General features: G+C 71.7%; 16 protein-coding genes and 1 riboswitch. Of the genes, 9 read left to right on the plus strand and 7 right to left on the minus strand.

The features are described 5' to 3' along the window. Position 1: 1 nt before the first annotated feature. Entirely contained in the window at positions 2 to 445 is a 444-nt protein-coding gene (locus tag ACIPTO_RS39265) for a winged helix-turn-helix transcriptional regulator (protein ID WP_401199975.1), read from the minus strand. A 114-nt stretch (positions 446 to 559) separates the two neighbouring features. On the opposite strand from ACIPTO_RS39265, the gene ACIPTO_RS39270 reads away from it, so the two are divergent. From ACIPTO_RS39270 to ACIPTO_RS39280, 3 genes are all read left to right on the plus strand, one after another. Further along, positions 560 to 1,414 (plus strand): SDR family oxidoreductase, encoded by an 855-nt coding sequence (locus ACIPTO_RS39270; RefSeq protein ID WP_366324753.1) that lies wholly within the window; start codon positions 560 to 562, stop codon positions 1,412 to 1,414. Between the two features lie 182 nt (positions 1,415 to 1,596). After that, a complete protein-coding gene (gene rarD, locus ACIPTO_RS39275) occupies positions 1,597 to 2,616 on the plus strand; it encodes an EamA family transporter RarD (protein WP_401199978.1) in 1,020 nt (339 codons plus the stop codon). A 38-nt stretch (positions 2,617 to 2,654) separates the two neighbouring features. After that, entirely contained in the window at positions 2,655 to 3,137 is a 483-nt protein-coding gene (locus tag ACIPTO_RS39280) for a VOC family protein (protein ID WP_366324750.1), read from the plus strand. A 10-nt stretch (positions 3,138 to 3,147) separates the two neighbouring features. Here the strand turns inward: ACIPTO_RS39280 and ACIPTO_RS39285 are convergent, their stop codons facing one another. Continuing rightward, a complete protein-coding gene (locus tag ACIPTO_RS39285; protein ID WP_401199981.1) occupies positions 3,148 to 4,491 on the minus strand; it encodes a tetratricopeptide repeat protein in 1,344 nt (447 codons plus the stop codon). Between the two features lie 251 nt (positions 4,492 to 4,742). Here ACIPTO_RS39285 and ACIPTO_RS39290 point away from each other — a divergent pair, with 251 nt between their 5' ends. Beyond that, positions 4,743 to 5,300, plus strand: coding sequence for a DUF6668 family protein (locus tag ACIPTO_RS39290; RefSeq protein WP_366324746.1), 558 nt, complete (start codon positions 4,743 to 4,745; stop codon positions 5,298 to 5,300). A gap of 270 nt (positions 5,301 to 5,570) precedes the next feature. Next, on the plus strand, positions 5,571 to 6,206 hold the full coding sequence (locus ACIPTO_RS39295) for a flavodoxin family protein (RefSeq protein WP_401199984.1): 636 nt from the start codon (positions 5,571 to 5,573) through the stop codon (positions 6,204 to 6,206). Positions 6,207 to 6,258: 52 nt separating this feature from the next. Here ACIPTO_RS39295 and ACIPTO_RS39300 read toward each other — a convergent pair whose 3' ends face one another. The 3 genes from ACIPTO_RS39300 to ACIPTO_RS39310 are packed head-to-tail and all read right to left on the minus strand — an operon-like array spanning position 6,259 to position 9,385. Then, a complete protein-coding gene (locus ACIPTO_RS39300; RefSeq protein ID WP_366324743.1) occupies positions 6,259 to 7,155 on the minus strand; it encodes an ABC transporter permease in 897 nt (298 codons plus the stop codon). Continuing rightward, positions 7,142 to 8,116 carry an ABC transporter ATP-binding protein gene (locus tag ACIPTO_RS39305; RefSeq protein ID WP_366324741.1) on the minus strand — a complete coding sequence of 325 codons (975 nt, stop codon included), beginning with the start codon at positions 8,114 to 8,116 and terminating at the stop codon, positions 7,142 to 7,144. The genes ACIPTO_RS39300 and ACIPTO_RS39305 overlap by 14 nt, the downstream gene beginning before the upstream one ends. Before the next feature lie 51 nt (positions 8,117 to 8,167). Continuing rightward, positions 8,168 to 9,385 carry a DUF2092 domain-containing protein gene (locus tag ACIPTO_RS39310; protein ID WP_366324739.1) on the minus strand — a complete coding sequence of 406 codons (1,218 nt, stop codon included), beginning with the start codon at positions 9,383 to 9,385 and terminating at the stop codon, positions 8,168 to 8,170. 396 nt (positions 9,386 to 9,781) lie between these two features. Between ACIPTO_RS39310 and ACIPTO_RS39315 the strand changes: the two genes are divergently transcribed. Next, entirely contained in the window at positions 9,782 to 10,321 is a 540-nt protein-coding gene (locus ACIPTO_RS39315; protein ID WP_366324737.1) for a hypothetical protein, read from the plus strand. Between the two features lie 7 nt (positions 10,322 to 10,328). Here the strand turns inward: ACIPTO_RS39315 and ACIPTO_RS39320 are convergent, their stop codons facing one another. After that, positions 10,329 to 11,339: a polyprenyl synthetase family protein gene (locus tag ACIPTO_RS39320; RefSeq protein ID WP_366324735.1), complete on the minus strand. Its 1,011-nt coding sequence runs from the start codon at positions 11,337 to 11,339 to the stop codon at positions 10,329 to 10,331. Positions 11,340 to 11,543: 204 nt separating this feature from the next. Here ACIPTO_RS39320 and ACIPTO_RS39325 point away from each other — a divergent pair, with 204 nt between their 5' ends. The 3 genes from ACIPTO_RS39325 (at position 11,544) to ACIPTO_RS39335 (ending at position 15,972) form a co-directional block, all read left to right on the plus strand. Further along, positions 11,544 to 13,049 carry a peptide MFS transporter gene (locus ACIPTO_RS39325; RefSeq protein WP_401199988.1) on the plus strand — a complete coding sequence of 502 codons (1,506 nt, stop codon included), beginning with the start codon at positions 11,544 to 11,546 and terminating at the stop codon, positions 13,047 to 13,049. A 17-nt stretch (positions 13,050 to 13,066) separates the two neighbouring features. Further along, the gene (locus ACIPTO_RS39330; protein ID WP_401199990.1) at positions 13,067 to 15,061 is read left to right on the plus strand and encodes a CocE/NonD family hydrolase; all 1,995 of its coding nucleotides are present in this window, start codon (positions 13,067 to 13,069) and stop codon (positions 15,059 to 15,061) included. A 231-nt stretch (positions 15,062 to 15,292) separates the two neighbouring features. Further along, positions 15,293 to 15,495, plus strand: a riboswitch (cyclic di-AMP (ydaO/yuaA leader). 3 nt (positions 15,496 to 15,498) lie between these two features. Then, positions 15,499 to 15,972 (plus strand): transglycosylase SLT domain-containing protein, encoded by a 474-nt coding sequence (locus ACIPTO_RS39335; RefSeq protein WP_366324729.1) that lies wholly within the window; start codon positions 15,499 to 15,501, stop codon positions 15,970 to 15,972. A gap of 77 nt (positions 15,973 to 16,049) precedes the next feature. Here ACIPTO_RS39335 and ACIPTO_RS39340 read toward each other — a convergent pair whose 3' ends face one another. Further along, positions 16,050 to 16,856 (minus strand): HAD family hydrolase, encoded by an 807-nt coding sequence (locus ACIPTO_RS39340; protein ID WP_366324727.1) that lies wholly within the window; start codon positions 16,854 to 16,856, stop codon positions 16,050 to 16,052. Positions 16,857 to 16,925: the final 69 nt, after the last annotated feature.

Genomic DNA, 16,925 nt, shown 5'->3' on the forward strand with positions numbered 1-16,925 from the left:
GTTACGGCCGCACGGAAGGGGCGGGCCCGGGCACCTCGGTGCCGGCCCGCCCCTTCGCCGTGTCGTACGCCTCCCGCGCCTCCAGCACCTTCCCCAGCCGGTCCTGGGTCCACTGGGCCAGGCCCCGGACCTGTACGGCGGCCTCGCGGCCCAGGTCGGTCAGGGAGTAGTCGACGCGCGGCGGGATCACCGGCTTGGCGTCGCGGTGGACCAGGCCGTCCCGCTCCAGGGTCTGCAGGGTCTGCGCGAGCATCTTCTCGCTCACCTGCCGCACCTCGCCGATCGCGCGGCGGAGTTCGCTGAAGCGGTAGGGGCGGTCGAGGAGGGCGATGAGGACGAGGACGCCCCAGCGGGACGTGACGTGCTCCATGACCAGGCGATGCGGACACATCGCCTCGCCGTCGACCGTGACGCTGCTGCCGGACACCACTGTGCTTACTGCCATGCCAGTACCTTACTTCAAAGTGGGTACTTTCCAAGAGTTAGCGCCAGTCCTAGGGTTAGTGCCACGCACCGCATCACCCATCGCGTACCGCACGCCCCACAAGGAGCCATCACCATGAGCATCGTCGTCACCGGAGCCACCGGACACCTCGGCCGCCACGTCGTGGAGCAGTTGCTGGAGAAGGTTCCGGCCGACCACGTCACCGCCGTCGTCCGCACCCCGGAGAAGGCCGCCGACTTCGCCGAGCGCGGCGTGAAGATCGCCGTCGCGGACTACAACGCCCCCGAGACCTTCGACACCCTCTTCGCCGCCGGCGACAAGGTGCTGCTGATCTCGGGCAACGAGTTCGACAAGGGCCGCGTCGGCCAGCACCAGGTCGTCATCGACGCCGCGAAGGCCGCCGGTGTCGCCCTCCTCGCCTACACCAGCGCCCCCGGCACCCTCACCGCCGCCCTGGCCGACGACCACCGCGGCACCGAGCAGGCGCTGCTCGCGTCCGGAGTGCCGTACACCCTGCTCCGCAACGGCTGGTACAACGAGAACTACACCGAGAACCTCGCCCCCGTGCTGGAGCACAACGCCGTCGTGGCCGCCGCCGGTGACGGCCGGATCTCCGCCGCCTCCCGGGCCGACTACGCGGCTGCCGCCGTCGCCGTGCTGACCGGCGAGGGCCACGAGAACCAGACGTACGAGCTGGGCGGCGACGAGGCGTGGGGCTTCGCTGAGTACGCGGCCGAGGTGAGCCGCCAGACCGGCAAGGAGATCGCCTACACCAACGTGCCCGGCGAGACGCTCGTCGGCATCCTCACCGGCGCCGGTCTGCCCGAGCCGTTCGCCGCGATCCTCGCCGGCGTCGACGCGTCCATCGCCCAGGGCGAACTGGTCGTCCCCTCCGGCGACCTGTCCCGGCTGTCGGGCCGCCCGACCACGCCGATCAGCGAGTCGATCGCCCTCGCGCTCAAGGGCTGACCCGCCTCCCCGGTCGTCACGGCGTGCCGACCGGGACCGTCGCGGGGCTCCGGGGTGCCTCCCCTCACCGGCGGCGTCATGACCGTATGGCGATACGGGCATGACAGCCGGGCCCGCTCGGCGCTACCTTCGTGCTGGCCGCGCCGACGCGGCCGAGCGGGGCACGTGCGAAGGAGGGGCCCGTGAGCGGGAGGCCGAAGGGCGACCAGCACCACATAGGACTGCTGAACGGTTTCGCGGCCTACGGCATGTGGGGCCTGGTCCCGCTGTTCTGGCCGCTGCTGAAGCCGGCCGGCGCCGCCGAGATCCTCGCCCACCGCATGGTGTGGTCGCTCGCCTTCGTCGCCGTGGCGCTCCTGGTGATCCGGCGCTGGGCCTGGGCCGGTGAACTGCTGCGCCAGCCGCGCAAGCTGGGCCTCGTGACGATCGCCGCGGCCTTCATCACCGTCAACTGGGGCGTCTACATCTGGGCCGTGAACAGCGGCCACGTCGTCGAGGCCTCCCTCGGCTACTTCATCAACCCGCTCGTCACCATCGCGATGGGCGTCCTCCTCCTGAAGGAACGGCTGCGCCCCGCGCAGTGGGCCGCGGTCGGCGTCGGTCTCGCCGCCGTCGTCGTCCTGGCCGTCGGCTACGGCCGGCCGCCGTGGATCTCCCTCACGCTCGCGTTCTCCTTCGCCACGTACGGCCTGGTGAAGAAGAAGGTCAACCTCGGCGGCATCGAGTCACTGGCCGCGGAGACCGCGATCCAGTTCTTCCCCGCGCTCGCCTACCTGCTGTGGCTCAACGCCCACGGCACCCTGTCCTTCGCCCAGGAGGGCGCGGGCCACGCCACCCTCCTCGCCTCCACCGGCATCGTCACCGCCCTCCCCCTCGTCTGCTTCGGCGCGGCCGCGATCCGCGTCCCGCTGTCGACCCTCGGCCTGCTCCAGTACCTGGCACCGGTGTTCCAGTTCCTGCTGGGCATCCTGTACTTCCACGAGTCGATGCCCCCCGCGCGCTGGGCGGGCTTCGCCCTGGTGTGGCTGGCCCTGGCCCTGCTCACGACGGACGCCTGGCGCACGGCACACCGGGACAGGGCCACGGCGGCGGCGCTGCGGCGGAACAGCGCGGCGGCGACCCCGGCGGACGCGGCGAGGGCGGCGGCGACCCCGGCGGACCCGGCCGGCGCGGCGAGCCCCGCGGACACGGTCGAGGCGTAGCCCCGCGGGCGCGCCGGGCCGGTGCCAGAGTGAGGGCCATGACACAGACGCCCGAACCGGCCGCGCCCACCACCCCCCTCCACTGGAAACTGGTCATCGACGCGGCGGACCCGCACGCCCAGGCGGACTTCTGGGCCGCCGCACTCCACTACGAGGCCGAGGACAACAGCGCCCTGGTCCAGCAGCTCCTGGACATGGGCGCGTTGCCCGCGGCGGCGACCGTCCCCTTCCACGGCCGCCCGGCCTTCCGCGACCTGATGGCCGTACGGCACCCCGACGACCCCTACGACAAGCAGCGCGGCACCGGCCTCGGCCGCCGCATCCTCTTCCAGCGCGTACCGGAGCCGAAGACGGTCAAGAACCGTCTGCACCTCGACCTGCACCCCGGCCCGGAGCGGCGCGAGGCCGAGGTGGAACGGCTCACCGGGCTCGGCGCGAGCCTGCTGCGGCGGGTGTCGGAGCCGGCCGGGACATGGGTGGTGATGACGGACCCCGAGGGCAACGAGTTCTGCGTCGCCTAGGCGGCGGGGTTCAGTCGGCGGCCCTGCGGGCGCGTTCGGTGAGGCGGCCCATGCGGGCGCGGGCGGACTCCAGTTCCTCTATGTCGTCGGCCGCCGGGCCATCCTCCGCGGCGAGCGCGGTCCACAGGTCGATCAGGTCGCGGCCGAGGGCGAGGCCCTGCTCCGGGTCGCGCACGGCACGCCAGGCCGTGGCCGCGCTCTGGACGTTGCCGTAGGCCGACTCCGCGTCGTGGGCGCGGTGGCGGATGCGGGAGAGGTCGAGGGAGAGGTGGAAGGAGCGGACCGGGTCGCCCGCCAAGTAGGCGATGTAGGCGGCGAGTTCACGCAGCCGGAGGGCTTCGGGGTGTTCCGCGCCGAGCGCGTTCACCGCGTCCGTGACGGTCCGTTCCGCGAGCGCGGCGGCCTCCTCGATACGGCCCGCCTTGACCGCGTCGTTGATCCGCACCATCGGCTCGACCAGGAACGCGGTACCGGCCCCGTCGGTCGTCACCGGCTCGTCCCCCAGCACGGCCTCGGCCACGGCGTCGAACCCGCGGGCCGGGGTGGGCTTGGGGTCGGGTTCGGGGGCGGTGAGGGCGAGGTCGGGGATGGGGGCGGAGGCGGGGGTCTGTGCCGGGGTGGGCGCGGGGGGCCCGGGTTCGTCGCGGGGTGCGGGTGCGTGGGGGCCTGTCGCGCCGCTCCCCGCGCCCCTGAGGGGGTCGGGGCGGGCTGCTTCAGCCTGGACCGGTGCGGTGTCCATCGCCGGCGGTGGTCCGAACGTTCCCGTGGGCGGCTGGACCCGGCCGAGGGCGGACTCCGGTACGGCGTGCAGCGGGAAGGTGGGCGGCGTCTCCCCGGCGGACTCGGGAACGGCCCGCAGCGGGAAGGTGGGGACCACGCCCTGTTCCGCTTCTTCCGGCACCGCCCGGAGCCGGTGGGTGGCCGGGTCACCGCTCGGACGCCGGTCCTCGGGCTCCGGCGCCGGCTCCGCGTCCGGCGCCGCACCGGCCCGCTCCCCCGCAGCCGCGCCACCGCCGCCGTCCCTGCCCTCGCCCCCGCCCATCGCCCACGGCTCGGCCGAGAAATGGGTGGAGCCGTCGGGATCGATCTGGAGCGGTACGACATAGCCGATGCGGGCGTCGTGGACGGTCGCGTGGACGGGGCGGCCGGTGGCCGTGGCGATGCGATGGAGGTGGGTCAGGACCGCCTGCTGGATCTCCTCGCCGACGGCCACCGCGACCGGCACGCCGCCGATCGAGGCGCCTCCGGCGCCGGGGCCGTCAACAGGTACGCGTACCTCGAAGGGTGACACCGCGGGTGCCGAGCGTGCGGCTCGCTTCTGCTCCCGCTTCTTCTCGCGGCTGAGTCGAGTCATCGGTTCCCTCACTCGCATGCGTCGGAGAGTCGGCCGGCGGTGGCTGTGCTTCCCATGGTGCTCCCCACCGCCGACGGGCACGAACTCCCCGGCGTCAAGATCCGTTCCTACGCGTACTGTTGAGTCTCTCCGCTCCCCTCCGGTTCTCAGGTCACCGCGACGTCACAGCCTCGTCCCAGGAGTTTCCGGCGAGTCGCGCACCCTGGAGAACGCCACGAGGATCGGCGGGGTCACGAGGGAGGAGCTCGGTGATGCAGACAGGTGGACGGCAGGGCCCGGAGATCTGGCTCCGCGGGCCGGTGCCGCTGGACGACGGTCCGCACGCGGGAGCACCGGAGACACCCGGGCGCCCCTCCAGTGTCCCCACCGGCGTCCCGGCCCACATCCCCGCCTCTCCCCGCCGTTTCTCCTGGGTGGCCACTCACGGCGGCACCGGCGTCACCACCCTCGCCTCCGTCTACGGCGGCCGGGACTGCGGCCGTGACTGGCCGGCCCCGGAGGACCCGCCGTCGATCCTGCTGGTCGCCCGCACCCACGCGGCGGGCCTGGCCGCGGTCACCCGCGCCCTGGAGGTCTTCCGCCGCGGTGAGGCTCCGCCGGGTCTGGACCTGGACGCGGTGGTCCTGGTCGCGGACGCCCCCGGCCGGCTCCCCCGCCAGCTCGCCCAGTACATCAAGTCCATCGAGTCGGTGATCGACGTCTACCGGGTCCCCTGGGTCCCGTCCTGGCGCGTGGGCGACCTGACCGGCCCCCCACCCCGGGAAACGGCCCCCCTCTCCCGCCTGACAGGCACAACCCCCACCTTCTGACCCCACACACCGCGAGACCGCCCCGTCAGGGCCGCAGGACCGTTTCCACACACGCGGGCGCGCCGTCAGGGGCGCGGGGAACTGCGCGACCAGCCACGACGCACCCGCACCCGCCCCACACACAGAACCCCCCACCCCCTGACGCGCTCCCACACCCACGCACCCCGCACCCCGCAACCACCCACCGCACACCCCCATGGACAGACACTTGCGCACGCATATAATGCACACAGCGATAAAACCCGCGCGCCGCATAAACCTGGGGGACCCATGACCCGCCGCTTCCTTTTCGTCCTCGGCAGCGCCCGCCCGGACGGCAACACGGAACTCCTCGCCCGCAGGGCCGCCGAACAACTGCCCCCCGACACCGAAACGGAGTGGATCCGCCTCGCCGACCACCCGCTCCCCGACTTCCTGGACATCCGCCACGACGGAACCGGCGAAACCAACGGAACCGACGGAGTCGTCGGCGTGGTCCAGCCGGACGAGAACGACACCGTCCGGCGACTCCTGGACGCCACCCTCGCCGCGACGGACATCGTGATCGCCTCGCCGGTGTACTGGTACTCCCTGTCCGGCCTCACCAAGCGCTACCTGGACTACTGGTCCGACTGGCTGCGCGTCCCCGGCGCCGACTTCAGGACGACGATGGCCGGCCGCACCCTCTGGGGCGTCTCCGCCCTCGCCGACGACCAGCCCGTGGTGGCCGACCCGCTGGTCGGCACGCTCAACAACTCGGCCGCGTACCTGAAGATGCGCTTCGGCGGAGTCCTGCTCGGCAACGGCAGCGCCCCCGGCGACGTGCTCAAGGACACCGAGGCGCTGGCCAGGGCGAAGACGTTCTTCACCCGGGAGACCCCGCGCGCCCGCTTCCTCTTCGAGGAGTCGGAGACCGCGGCCTCGTAGGACGCGGCCCCGCACAGCCCCGCGGAACCGGGCCCGCCGCGCCGCCGCGCGCCTACGCCGTGATGTCCTTCGCCGTGAACCGCGCCCACGCCGCCGACCCGAACACCGCCGCGTACAGCGCCTGGAGACCCAGGTTCTTCACCAGGTCGTCCCAGTACACCGGTTCGCGCATGAGGTCGGCGAAGGACAGCCAGTAGTGGGAGAAGAAGTACGGCTGGAGCGCGTGCAGCTGGGGAATCTGGTCGAGGATCTGCACGGTGATCAGCAGCCCCACGGTGGTCGCCATCGCCGCGATACCGCTGCTGGTCATGGTCGAGACGAACAGGCCGAGGGCCGCGATCCCGACCAGGGACGCGGCCACCACCAGCGCGATGAGCAGCGCCCGCCCCAGCCCCTCCGCGAAGCTGATCTGCGTACCGGAGATGGTCGTCAGATCTCCCAGCGGAAACAGCACCGCGCCCACGGCCAGCGCGGACAGCGCCACGACCAGGGTCGCCACCAGGCAGAACGTGATCACCGTCGCGTACTTGGTGAGCAGCAGCCGGGTCCGGCCGGCCGGAGCCACCAGCAGATACCGCAGGGTCCCGCCGCTGGCCTCGCCGGCGATGGCGTCACCCGCGACCACCCCGATGGCCATGGGCAGGAAGAAGGGAAGGGTCGCGGCCAGCGCGGTGAACACCAGGAACAGCCCGTTGTTGGTGATCTCGGCGATGAACGCGGGCCCGCCGCCCCCGCCGTCGCCCCGTCCGACGGACGACCCGTCCCGCGTCTCCACCTTGACCGCGATCCCGACCAGGATCGGCACGGCGGCCAGCACCCCGAGCAGTGCGAGGGTGCGCCAGCGCCGGAACGTGGTCGCCAACTCGCTGCGCAGCAGCCCGAACGTCCACATCACCCGGGGCGCCCGCACGGCGGCCGGTTCGGCGACCGCCGCCTCAGCCCGCGACATCGAAGCCCTCCCCCGTGAGCGCCACGAACGCGTCCTCCAGGGAGGCCCGTTCGACCCCGAACCCGCGCACCCGCACCCCCGCCGTCACCAACGCCTCGTTCACCTCGGCGAGTTCACGATCGGGCGGCTCCGCGGTCACCCGCTCGTCCGCCACGACCACGTCGGCGAGGCCCAGTTCCTTCAGCACCCGTGCCGCGTCCCCCGGGTCGGGGGTCGCCACGAAGAGCCGTCCTCTGGTTCCCGCCGCCAGCTCGGTCACCGAACCCTGGGTGATCAGCCGGCCCTGTGCCATCACGGCCGCGTGCGTGCAGACCTGCTCGATCTCGTCGAGGAGGTGGGAGGAGAGGAAGACGGTCGTGCCGTCGGACGCCAACTCCCGGATCAGGGAACGGATCTCCCGCATCCCCTGCGGGTCGAGCCCGTTGGTCGGCTCGTCCAGGACGAGCAGGCGGCGGGGCTGGAGCAGGGCGGACGCGAGCCCCAGCCGCTGCTTCATCCCCAGGGAGTACGCCTTGGCCTTCTTGCCCGAGGCGGCCGTGAGCCCCACCCGGTCCAGCGCGGCGGCGACGCGGGCGCGCCGGGTGCGCGGGTCGGCGGTCGGGTCGGCGGCGTCGTAACGCAGGAGGTTGTCGCGGCCGGAGAGGAAGCCGTACAGGGCGGGGCCCTCGATCAGGGCGCCGACGTGCGGCAGGACCGTGCGGACGGATCTCGGCATGGGGCGGCCCAGGACGCGGGCCGTGCCGGAGGTGGGTTCGATCAGGCCCATCAGCATGCGGATGGTGGTGGTCTTGCCGGAGCCGTTGGGACCGAGGAAGCCGAAGACGCTGCCCGCCGGGACGGTCAGATCGAGACCGTCCACGGCGAGCTGCCCGCCGCGGAAGCGCTTGGTGAGCCCCCGGGTGGCGATGACACCGCCGCCCGCGTCTCCCCGCTCCGGCACCTCGGCGGACGGTTCGCCCATCGGCTCCCTCAATTCCTGGTCCCTCTACGGCAGTTGGTCAACCGCCGATGGTCACTTCGCCGCGTCCGCCGCCTTCACCAGCGCGCTCTTGGTGACCGCGCCGACGTAGACCTTGCCGTCGTCGGTGACCAGGGCGTTGACCAGGCGGGTGGAGAAGACCGTGCCCTTGCCGAAGTCGCCCTTGACCTGGTCGCCGAGCGAGCCGAGGAAGCCGCCGAGGTCGCCGCCGCCGGCCGAGGAGCCGGTCGGGACGCCCTGGCCGCCGGTGTCGAAGGTGGCGATGGAGTTCCAGCCCTTGCCGATGACCGTGGGGGCGTCGTCGCCCTTGCCGAGGCCCTTGTCCGTGCGGCCGGTGTCACCGGACGGGGCCGAGTGGTCGGGGGCCGCCTTGGTCGCGCCGTCCTCCGTGGTGACCTTCGCGCCCTTGGGGGTCTTGAAGTCGAAGGTCGAGGCGGCCGGCTTGGCGAGGCTGAGCTGGGTGAAGCCGACGTCGACGACGGCCGCGCCGCCGCTCGCGGGAGTCAGCGTGAACTTGAGCGGCAGGCCCGTCTTGGCGTCCACCGCGACGCTGATCGCGCCGACCGTCGTACCGGACTGCCTGGGCTTGATCAGCAGCTTGTAGGCGTCGCGGCCCGCCACGTGCTCGGTGCCGTCGACCGTGACCGAGGTGGTGTCGTCGACCGACTTCAGCGCCTCGTCGGTGAGGCCCTTGGGCGTGGCCCGGGTCTCGTCGCTCTTGGCGGAGCCGGCCTCGGTCGTGCCGTGGTAGACCTCGTTCGACTTGCTGTCGTAGCCCCAGACGTCCTTGCCGTTGTGGATGAGGCTGTACTCCGCCGCGTTCTCCAGCAGGGAGACCTTCTGCCGGTCGGGGCCGTCGGCCGCGACGCGCAGGGTGTGGGTGCCGGTGGCCAGCTCGGTGAGCTTGGCGGACGGGTCGGCGGAGGAGCCGTCGCCGGACTTCGTGGCCCCGGACAGCATGCTGCTCTCCAGGCCGCCGAGGTCGGGCAGGCCGAGGTCCGTGCTGATCTTCACGGTGCCGGACAGCTGCTGGACGTCCGACTTGGCGATCTTGTCGAGGAGCTGCTGGGCGGTGATCTTCGGGAGGTTCGGGTCGCCGGAGTCGGCGAGCGCCGGAACCAGGCCGATGGTCGCGGCCGCCACCCCGACCACGGTGACCGGGACGATGTACCGCGCCGCCCTGCGCCGCCCGGACCGGAGGTCCTCGACCTCGTCGGCGTCCGTGCTGTCGTCGGTTTCGTACGGTGCCATGTCTGCCTTACCTCCGTCGTCGGCGGCGGCCGGTCCGTCCTGTGCTCGTCCCATGGTCGTTCCACCCTGAGCCGCCATTCTCACCCGAATCGGTGAGGAGTGGTGTTTTCCGTGTTCTCCATCTGACCAAATCCGCCACTCGTAAGCGTCAGACCCGGGAGGCAACTCCATGTACTCCTGCGGTATGACACCCGGAGCCGCCAACTCCCCGGACCCGTAAGGGTTCCCCGCGGTTCGAGGCGAAGACACCAAGTGATGCGCGTCACATCGAGTCGCATTCGGCTCAAATACGTACAACTAGGTGGCACCACAGGCACCACACCGCGCCGGCACACAGCTCCGGTACACCGCACCGGCGCGCCACGCGGGCCCGACGCATCGACCAAGGGGGTCGCCATGCACGCCACCACCGGACACCTCACCGGACACCTCACCGGATACGCGGCCACGGGCGCCGCGGTCCTCGCCCTCACACTCGCAGGCTGCGCAAGCGGCGGCAGCGGCAGCGCGAGCGGCGCCTCGGACGCGACGCCCGCCGCGGCCACCACCGGGACGACCCTCATGACCGCGAAGGTCGCCAGGCTCGGCACCGTCGTGACCGACGGCAAGGGCTACGTCCTCTACCGCTTCGACGCGGACTCCGCGCACCCCACGAAGGTCAGCTGCTACGGCACCTGTGCCGTGGTCTGGCCCGCGGCGACCGTCAAGGGTCCCGTGACCGTGAAGGGCGTCCACAAGAGCCTCGTCTCCACGGTGAAGCGCACCGGCGGGGGCTCGCAGCTCACGCTGGCCGGATGGCCCCTGTACCGGTACGACAAGGACAGCAGGCCGAAGGAGGCCCACGGCCAGGGAGTGGACGGCACCTGGTGGGCGGTGACACCCAGCGGGGCGAAGGCCATGGAGAAGGCCGCCTCCGGCACGGGAGGCGGCTACTGAGCGGACCTCAGCCCGCCCGGTGCACCACCGCGTCGCACATCTCCAGGAGGGCGTCCTTCGCGTCGCACTCCGGCAGCGGGGCGAGCGCCGCGCGGGCGTCCTCCGCGTACCGCACGGTGTCGCGGCGGGCCTGCTCCAGGGCCGGGTGGGCGCGCAGCCGGGCCAGGGCCTCGGCGTGCCGTGCGTCGTCCGCGAGGTCGGAGTCGAGCAGCTCGCACAGGGCGATGTCCTCGGCGAGGCCGAGCCGGTCGGCCCGCTCGCGCAGCCGCAGCACCGGCAGCGTGGGGATGCCCTCGCGCAGGTCGGTGCCCGGGGTCTTGCCGGACTCGTGGCCGTCGGAGGCGATGTCCAGGACGTCGTCGGCGAGCTGGAAGGCGACGCCGAGCCGCTCGCCGTACTGGGTGAGGACGTCCACGACGGTGTCGTCGCAGCCGGCCATCATCGCGCCGAAGCGGCAGGCGACCGCGACCAGGGAGCCGGTCTTGCCGCCGAGCACGTCGAGGTAGTGCTCGACCGGGTCGCGCCCGTCGGACGGTCCCGCGGTCTCCAGGATCTGGCCGGTGACGAGCCGCTCGAACGCCTCGGCCTGCACGCGGACCGCCTCGGGGCCGAGGTCGGCCAGGGTGTGCGAGGCGCGCGCGAAGAGGAAGTCGCCGGTGAGGACCGCGAGCGAGTTGCCCCAGCGGGTGTTGGCGCTCTCCACCCCGCGCCGTACGGCCGCCTCGTCCATGACGTCGTCGTGGTACAGCGTGGCGAGGTGGGTCAGCTCGACGACGACCGCCGAGGGCACGACACCCGGCGCGTACGGGTCGCCGAACTGGGCGGCGAGCATCACGAGGAGCGGCCTGAACCGCTTCCCGCCCGCGCGCACGAGGTGCTGGGCGGCCTCCGTGATGAAGGGGACCTCGCTCTTGGTGGCTTCGAGCAGACCCTCCTCGACTGCCGCCAATCCGGCCTGGACATCGGCTTCCAGAGCCTGGTCCCGCACGCTCAGCCCGAACGGCCCGACGACGGTCACGAGGGGTCTCCTGTCTGCTGGTGTCCCTGGGCGGTCACACGGTTTGTCGATAGGTCGCTGGCATCACTCAAGTCAGCGTATCCGGTCGGCTTTCGATCACCCATGCCGCCCACCCGTCCAGCACGGGCGGTATCGGATCACGACCGGTATGTTTTTGATCACCTGATAAGAACGGATATGTATCGACATACGCGGAAGTAGGGGATGGTGTCTCGAACCGCGCTCGAAGCCCAGCCCGACAACGAACCACCACCCAAGGACGACCACGCCTTTTTCGGCCAGCCCAAGGGACTGCTCACGCTCTCCGGACTGGAGGTCTGGGAGCGGTTCTCGTTCCTCGGCATGCAGGCCATCCTCGTTCTCTATTTCGCGGATACCGTCGCGCACGGCGGCATGGGCATGTCCTCCGGAACGGCCGCGTCCGTGTCGGCAGCCTACGGAACGCTGGTCTATCTCGTCTCGGTCGCGGGCGGCTGGCTCGCCGACCGCATCCTCGGCTCGTACCGCGCGGTGCTGTGGGGCGGCATCCTGATCGCCTGCGGGCACTACGCGATGGCCGTGCCCACCCCCACGATGACCTGGGTGGGCCTCGGCCTGATCAGCGCCGGGACCGGCCTGCTCAAGCCCAACGTGGCCACCATGGTCGGCAAGCTCTACCGCACCGACGACGAGCGCCGGGACGCCGGTTTCGCGCTCTACTACATGGCGATCAACATCGGCGCCTTCGCGGGCCCGCTGATCACCGCCTGGCTCGGCGACCACAGGGGCTGGCACTGGGGCTTCTCCGCCGCCGCGGTCGGCATGACCTTCGGGCTGATCCAGTACGTCGCGGGCCGCCGTCACCTGGCCGGGCGCAGGAACACCGCCGAGTTCGCGCTCGCGCCGGACGCGATGCGCCGCGCGGTCCGGCTGATCGTCGCCGGCATCCTGGTGGCCGCCGTCCTCGCGACCGCGCTGGCCCTCGCCGGGTGGCTGACCATGGGCCGCTTCGTCGACCTGCTCACCGTCGTCTCGGTCGTCGCGCCGGCCGTGTACTTCGCGGTGATGTTCATGAGCCCGCGGGTGACCCCCGAGGAACGCGGCCGGCTGCGCCCGTACATCGTGCTGTTCCTGGCCTCCACGGTCTTCAACTTCATTCTCTTCCAGGCGTATTCGACGATGATGCTGCTGGCCGCGTCGAACGCCGAGACCACCATCCTCGGCTTCGACTTCCCGGCCGGCTGGTACGCCTCCGCGCTCGGCGCCTTCGAGGTCGGGCTCGCGCCCGTGGTCGCCGCGCTCTGGGTCCGCATGGGCCGCCGCCAGCCGCACGCCTCCAACAAGATCGCGATCGGCGTCGTGCTCGGCGGTCTGTCCTTCCTGCTGATGGTCCTGCCGACCAGCGGGCACAGCGGCGACGCCTACCGCATGTCGGCCTGGTGGATCGTCGGCTCGTACTTCCTGCTCGGCCTCGGCGACATCCTCCTGGAGACCTCCGGCATGTCGGCCACCACCAAGCTCGCCCCGGCCGCCTTCTCCAGCCAGACCATGTCCCTCTGGTTCCTGTCCCTCGCCCTCGCCAACGGCATCCAGGCCCAGACCGTGAAGCTCTACGACGACGTCTCCAAGCCGGCCTACTTCGGCGTCAACGGCGCCATCGCGGTGGCCGCCGGCCTCGCCGTGATGGCCGCCGCGCCCTGGCTGCGCCGCACCATGCACCCGGTCCACTGAAGCTGCGGGGTCCCCACATGCGCATCCGTACGTCCTTCCCCCACGAGACGACCCACGAGGACATCCGCATCCCGATGCCCGACGGGACCCGGCTCTACGCGCGCGTGTGGCGCCCGGTGACGGACGAGCCGGTCCCCGCGCTGCTCGAATACCTCCCCTACCGCCTGACCGACTGGACCGCGCCCCGCGACGCCCAGCGCCACCCCTGGTACGCGGGCCACGGCTACGCCTCCGTCCGCGTCGACGTGCGCGGGCACGGCAACAGCGAGGGCCTGCCCGGCGACGAGTACGACGCGCGGGAACTCGCCGACGGCGTCGAGGTCGTCAACTGGCTTGCCGCACAGCCCTGGTGCACCGGCAGGGTCGGCATGTTCGGCATCTCCTGGGGCGGCTTCAACTCCCTCCAGATCGCCGCCCTCGCCCCCGAACCCCTCAAGGCGATCGTCACCGTCTGCTCGACCGACGACCGCTACGACAACGACGTGCACTACATGGGCGGTTCGGCCCTCGCGGTCGACCTGCACGCCTGGGCGGCCACCATGCTCGCCTTCGTCGCCCGCCCGCCGGACCCCCAGTACGCGGGGCCGGCCTGGCGGGACCTGTGGCTGGAGCGCCTCGAACGGATCGACCCGTTCATCCACACCTGGCTCGCCCACCAACTCCGCGACGACTACTGGAAGCACGGCAGCGTCTGCGAGGACTACGGCGCGATCGACGCGGCCGTCCTCGCGGTCGGCGGCTGGCACGACCCGTACCGCGACACGGTCCTCCGGCTCGTCGCACATCTCCCGCCGGACCGCGTGCGCGGCCTGATCGGCCCCTGGTCGCACCAGTACCCCGACCGCGGCCTGCCGCCCGGCCCCGCGATCGGCTTCCTCCAGGAGACCCTCCGCTGGTGGGACCAGCACCTCAAGGGCATCGACACGGGCGTCATGACGGACCCCGTCCTGCGGGCCTACGTCAGCGACTCCCACCCACCGGCCACGGTCTACGACACCCTCCCGGGCCGTTGGGTCGGCGAACCCGCGTGGCCCTCGCCGCACGTGAAGACGACGACCTACGGCCTCCGGGGCGCCCCCGCGGTCGTCCGCTCGCCCATGCACACCGGGGTCGACGCGGGCCGGTTCTTCCCCTTCGGGAACGACGCCGACCTGCCGCCGGACCAGCGGGACGAGGACGCGCGGTCGGCGTGCTTCGAGTTCGAGGTGCCGGCCGAGACCTGGGTGCTGGGGCGGCCGAGGGTGCGGCTGCGGCTGACCTGCGAGGTGCCGCGCGGGCAGGTGGTCGCCCGGCTCTGCGACGTCGCCCCCGACGGCTCCTCGACCCTGGTCACCCGGGGTGTGCTCAACCTGTCGGCGCGGCACGGGCGGGACCGGGCGGTGCCGTGGACGCCGGGTACCGCCGAGGACGTCACCTTCGAGCTGAACGGCATCGGGCACGCGTTCCCGCCCGGTCACCGGATCCGGCTCGCGGTGTCGTCGGCGTACTGGCCGTGGATCTGGCCGCAGCCGGAGTCCGCGGCGGGCTTCACGCTGGACCCCGAGGGCAGTGCGCTCGAACTCCCGGTGCGGGAGCAGGAGTTGACGGAGACCGTGCACTTCGAGGAACCGGAGGAGGCGGAGCCGCTCGGGGTCAACTACCCGGCCACGCTGGACGAACCGCGGCCCGAGCGGCTGGTCGTGCGGGATGTGGCGAAGGGCGAGTGGCGGCTCGAAGTGGACCCCCGGTACGGCGGTACGCGCGTGTATCCGGACGGGCTGGAGTTCACCGAGGACGCGGTGGAGGCGTACACGATCGACGCGTCCGATCCGCTGTCCGCGCGCACCCGCTCGGAGTGGTCGATCCGGCTGCACCGGCCGGAGCTGGGCTGGGACACGAGGGTGCGGACCCGGTCGGAGATCACGTGCGACGAAACGGACTTTCTCACCTCGAATGAGGTCATCTGCACCGAGGGCGAAGAAGTGATCTTCCATCGCACGTGGGAGAAAAGGATTCCGAGAACTGCCAGTTGAGGTTGAATGCCCGATTTGCCGTTCTTCACCTCGCCGTGAGTTGGGTCACGCGTTTCTGTGCGCGGCCTGTGTCCCGGCCTGCCCGCGTTTCTCCTTGCGGCGATGGACAGTTGACCCTTGGCTCACGCAAAGGATCAAGTGCCCCATACGCCTCAGACCAAGGTCAATAGGGGTGAGGTGTGATTCCGCCACTTGTTCCGGACATGTGCTCTCGCATAGTTTCCCGGCCTGTCGAGCGGAACGCCGAATCCTGCCGCCGCCCGGCATCCCAGTCACGAACTTCTCGCACGGCAGGAGCGGGGGAACCAGGTAAGTCGCCGGACCGGTCACGCGACCGGGACGGCTAGGGGTTAAGCCACGTCCGCAAGGGCGCGGCCGGGCACCTCCCAGCCCGAACCCGACAGCTCACCTCGCAGGCGACGGAGAGGAACCTCGTCATGCCTGCAACCGCTCAGTCCCGCCGTGCCCGCCTCGTCCGCCGCGTCGTCGTCGCCGGCACCGGTGCGGCGATCCTGGCCCTGCCGATCGTCGGCGCCACCACCGCGTCCGCGGCCACCACGTCGACCACCTCCACCACGGTCGCCGGGTACCCCAACACCCTCGACGGCTGGATCCGCGAGTCCCTCGCGATCATGGCGCAGAAGGGGATTCCGGGTACGTACAACGGGATCTACCGCAACGTGATCCGTGAGTCGTCCGGCAACCAGTACGCGATCAACAACTGGGACTCCAACGCGGCGGCCGGCACGCCGTCGAAGGGTCTGCTCCAGGTGATCGACCCGACGTTCAACGCGTACCACGTGGCCGGGACGTCGTTCGACCCGTACGACCCGGTCGCGAACATCACGGCCGCGTGCAACTACGCCGCGGCGGTCTACGGCTCCATCGACAACGTGTACGGCGCCTACTAGGACCGTCGGGCCGGCCACGGCGGGTCGTCGTCACAGCCCCGCGCCCCTGAACGTGCCCCTGCGGGGCCGTTCAGGGCTCAGCCGAGCAGTCTTTCCAGCACCACCGCGATGCCGTCGTCCTCGTTCGAGGACGTCACCTCGTCGGCCACCGCCTTGAGTTCGGGGTGGGCGTTGGCCATGGCCACTCCGTGGGCCGCCCAGTCGAACATCGGGATGTCGTTCGGCATGTCGCCGAAGGCGATGGTGTCGGCGGGGCTCAGGCCCAGGTGCCGGGCGGCCAGGGCCAGGCCCGTCGCCTTGGTGATGCCGAGTGGCTGGAGTTCGACGGTGCCGGGTCCTGACATGGTGACCGACGCCAGGGAACCCACCACCGAGCGGGCCGTGGCCGCCAACTCGTCGTCCGCCAGGTCCGGGTGACGGAGCAGCACCTTGCTGATGGGTTCGCACCAGAGGTCGTCCCGCCGGCCCACCCGCACCGCGGGGAGCGTGGGGTGCGGCATCAGATAGCCGGGCTCGATGAGCGTGAGGCCGTCGACGCCGTCCTGGTCGACCGCCGCGTACACCTGGCCCACTTCCGCCTCGATCTTGCCGAGCGCCGTCTCCGCCAACTCCCGGTCCAGGGTGACCGACCAGAGCAGACGGTCCGCGCCGGCGTCGTACAACTGCGCGCCCTGTCCGCACACCGCGAGGCCCTTGGAGCCGAGGTCGTCGAGGAGGGGCCGCACCCTCGGCGCGGGCCGGCCGGTGACGACGAGATGCCGGGCGCCGGCCGCCGCCACCCGCGCGAGCACGGCGAGGGACCGGTCGGAGAGCGTGTCGTCGCCGCGCAGCAGCGTCCCGTCCAGGTCGGTGGCGATCAGTGCATATGCGAGGGGTGCGGCCATGATCAGAGAATACGGATGGAAAGCCCCACCGACTCGACACGAACCGGACGGCTGCTGCCTTCACATGCG

The sequence above is a fragment of the Streptomyces sp. NPDC090083 genome (assembly GCF_044747445.1).
Taxonomy (GTDB): domain Bacteria; phylum Actinomycetota; class Actinomycetes; order Streptomycetales; family Streptomycetaceae; genus Streptomyces.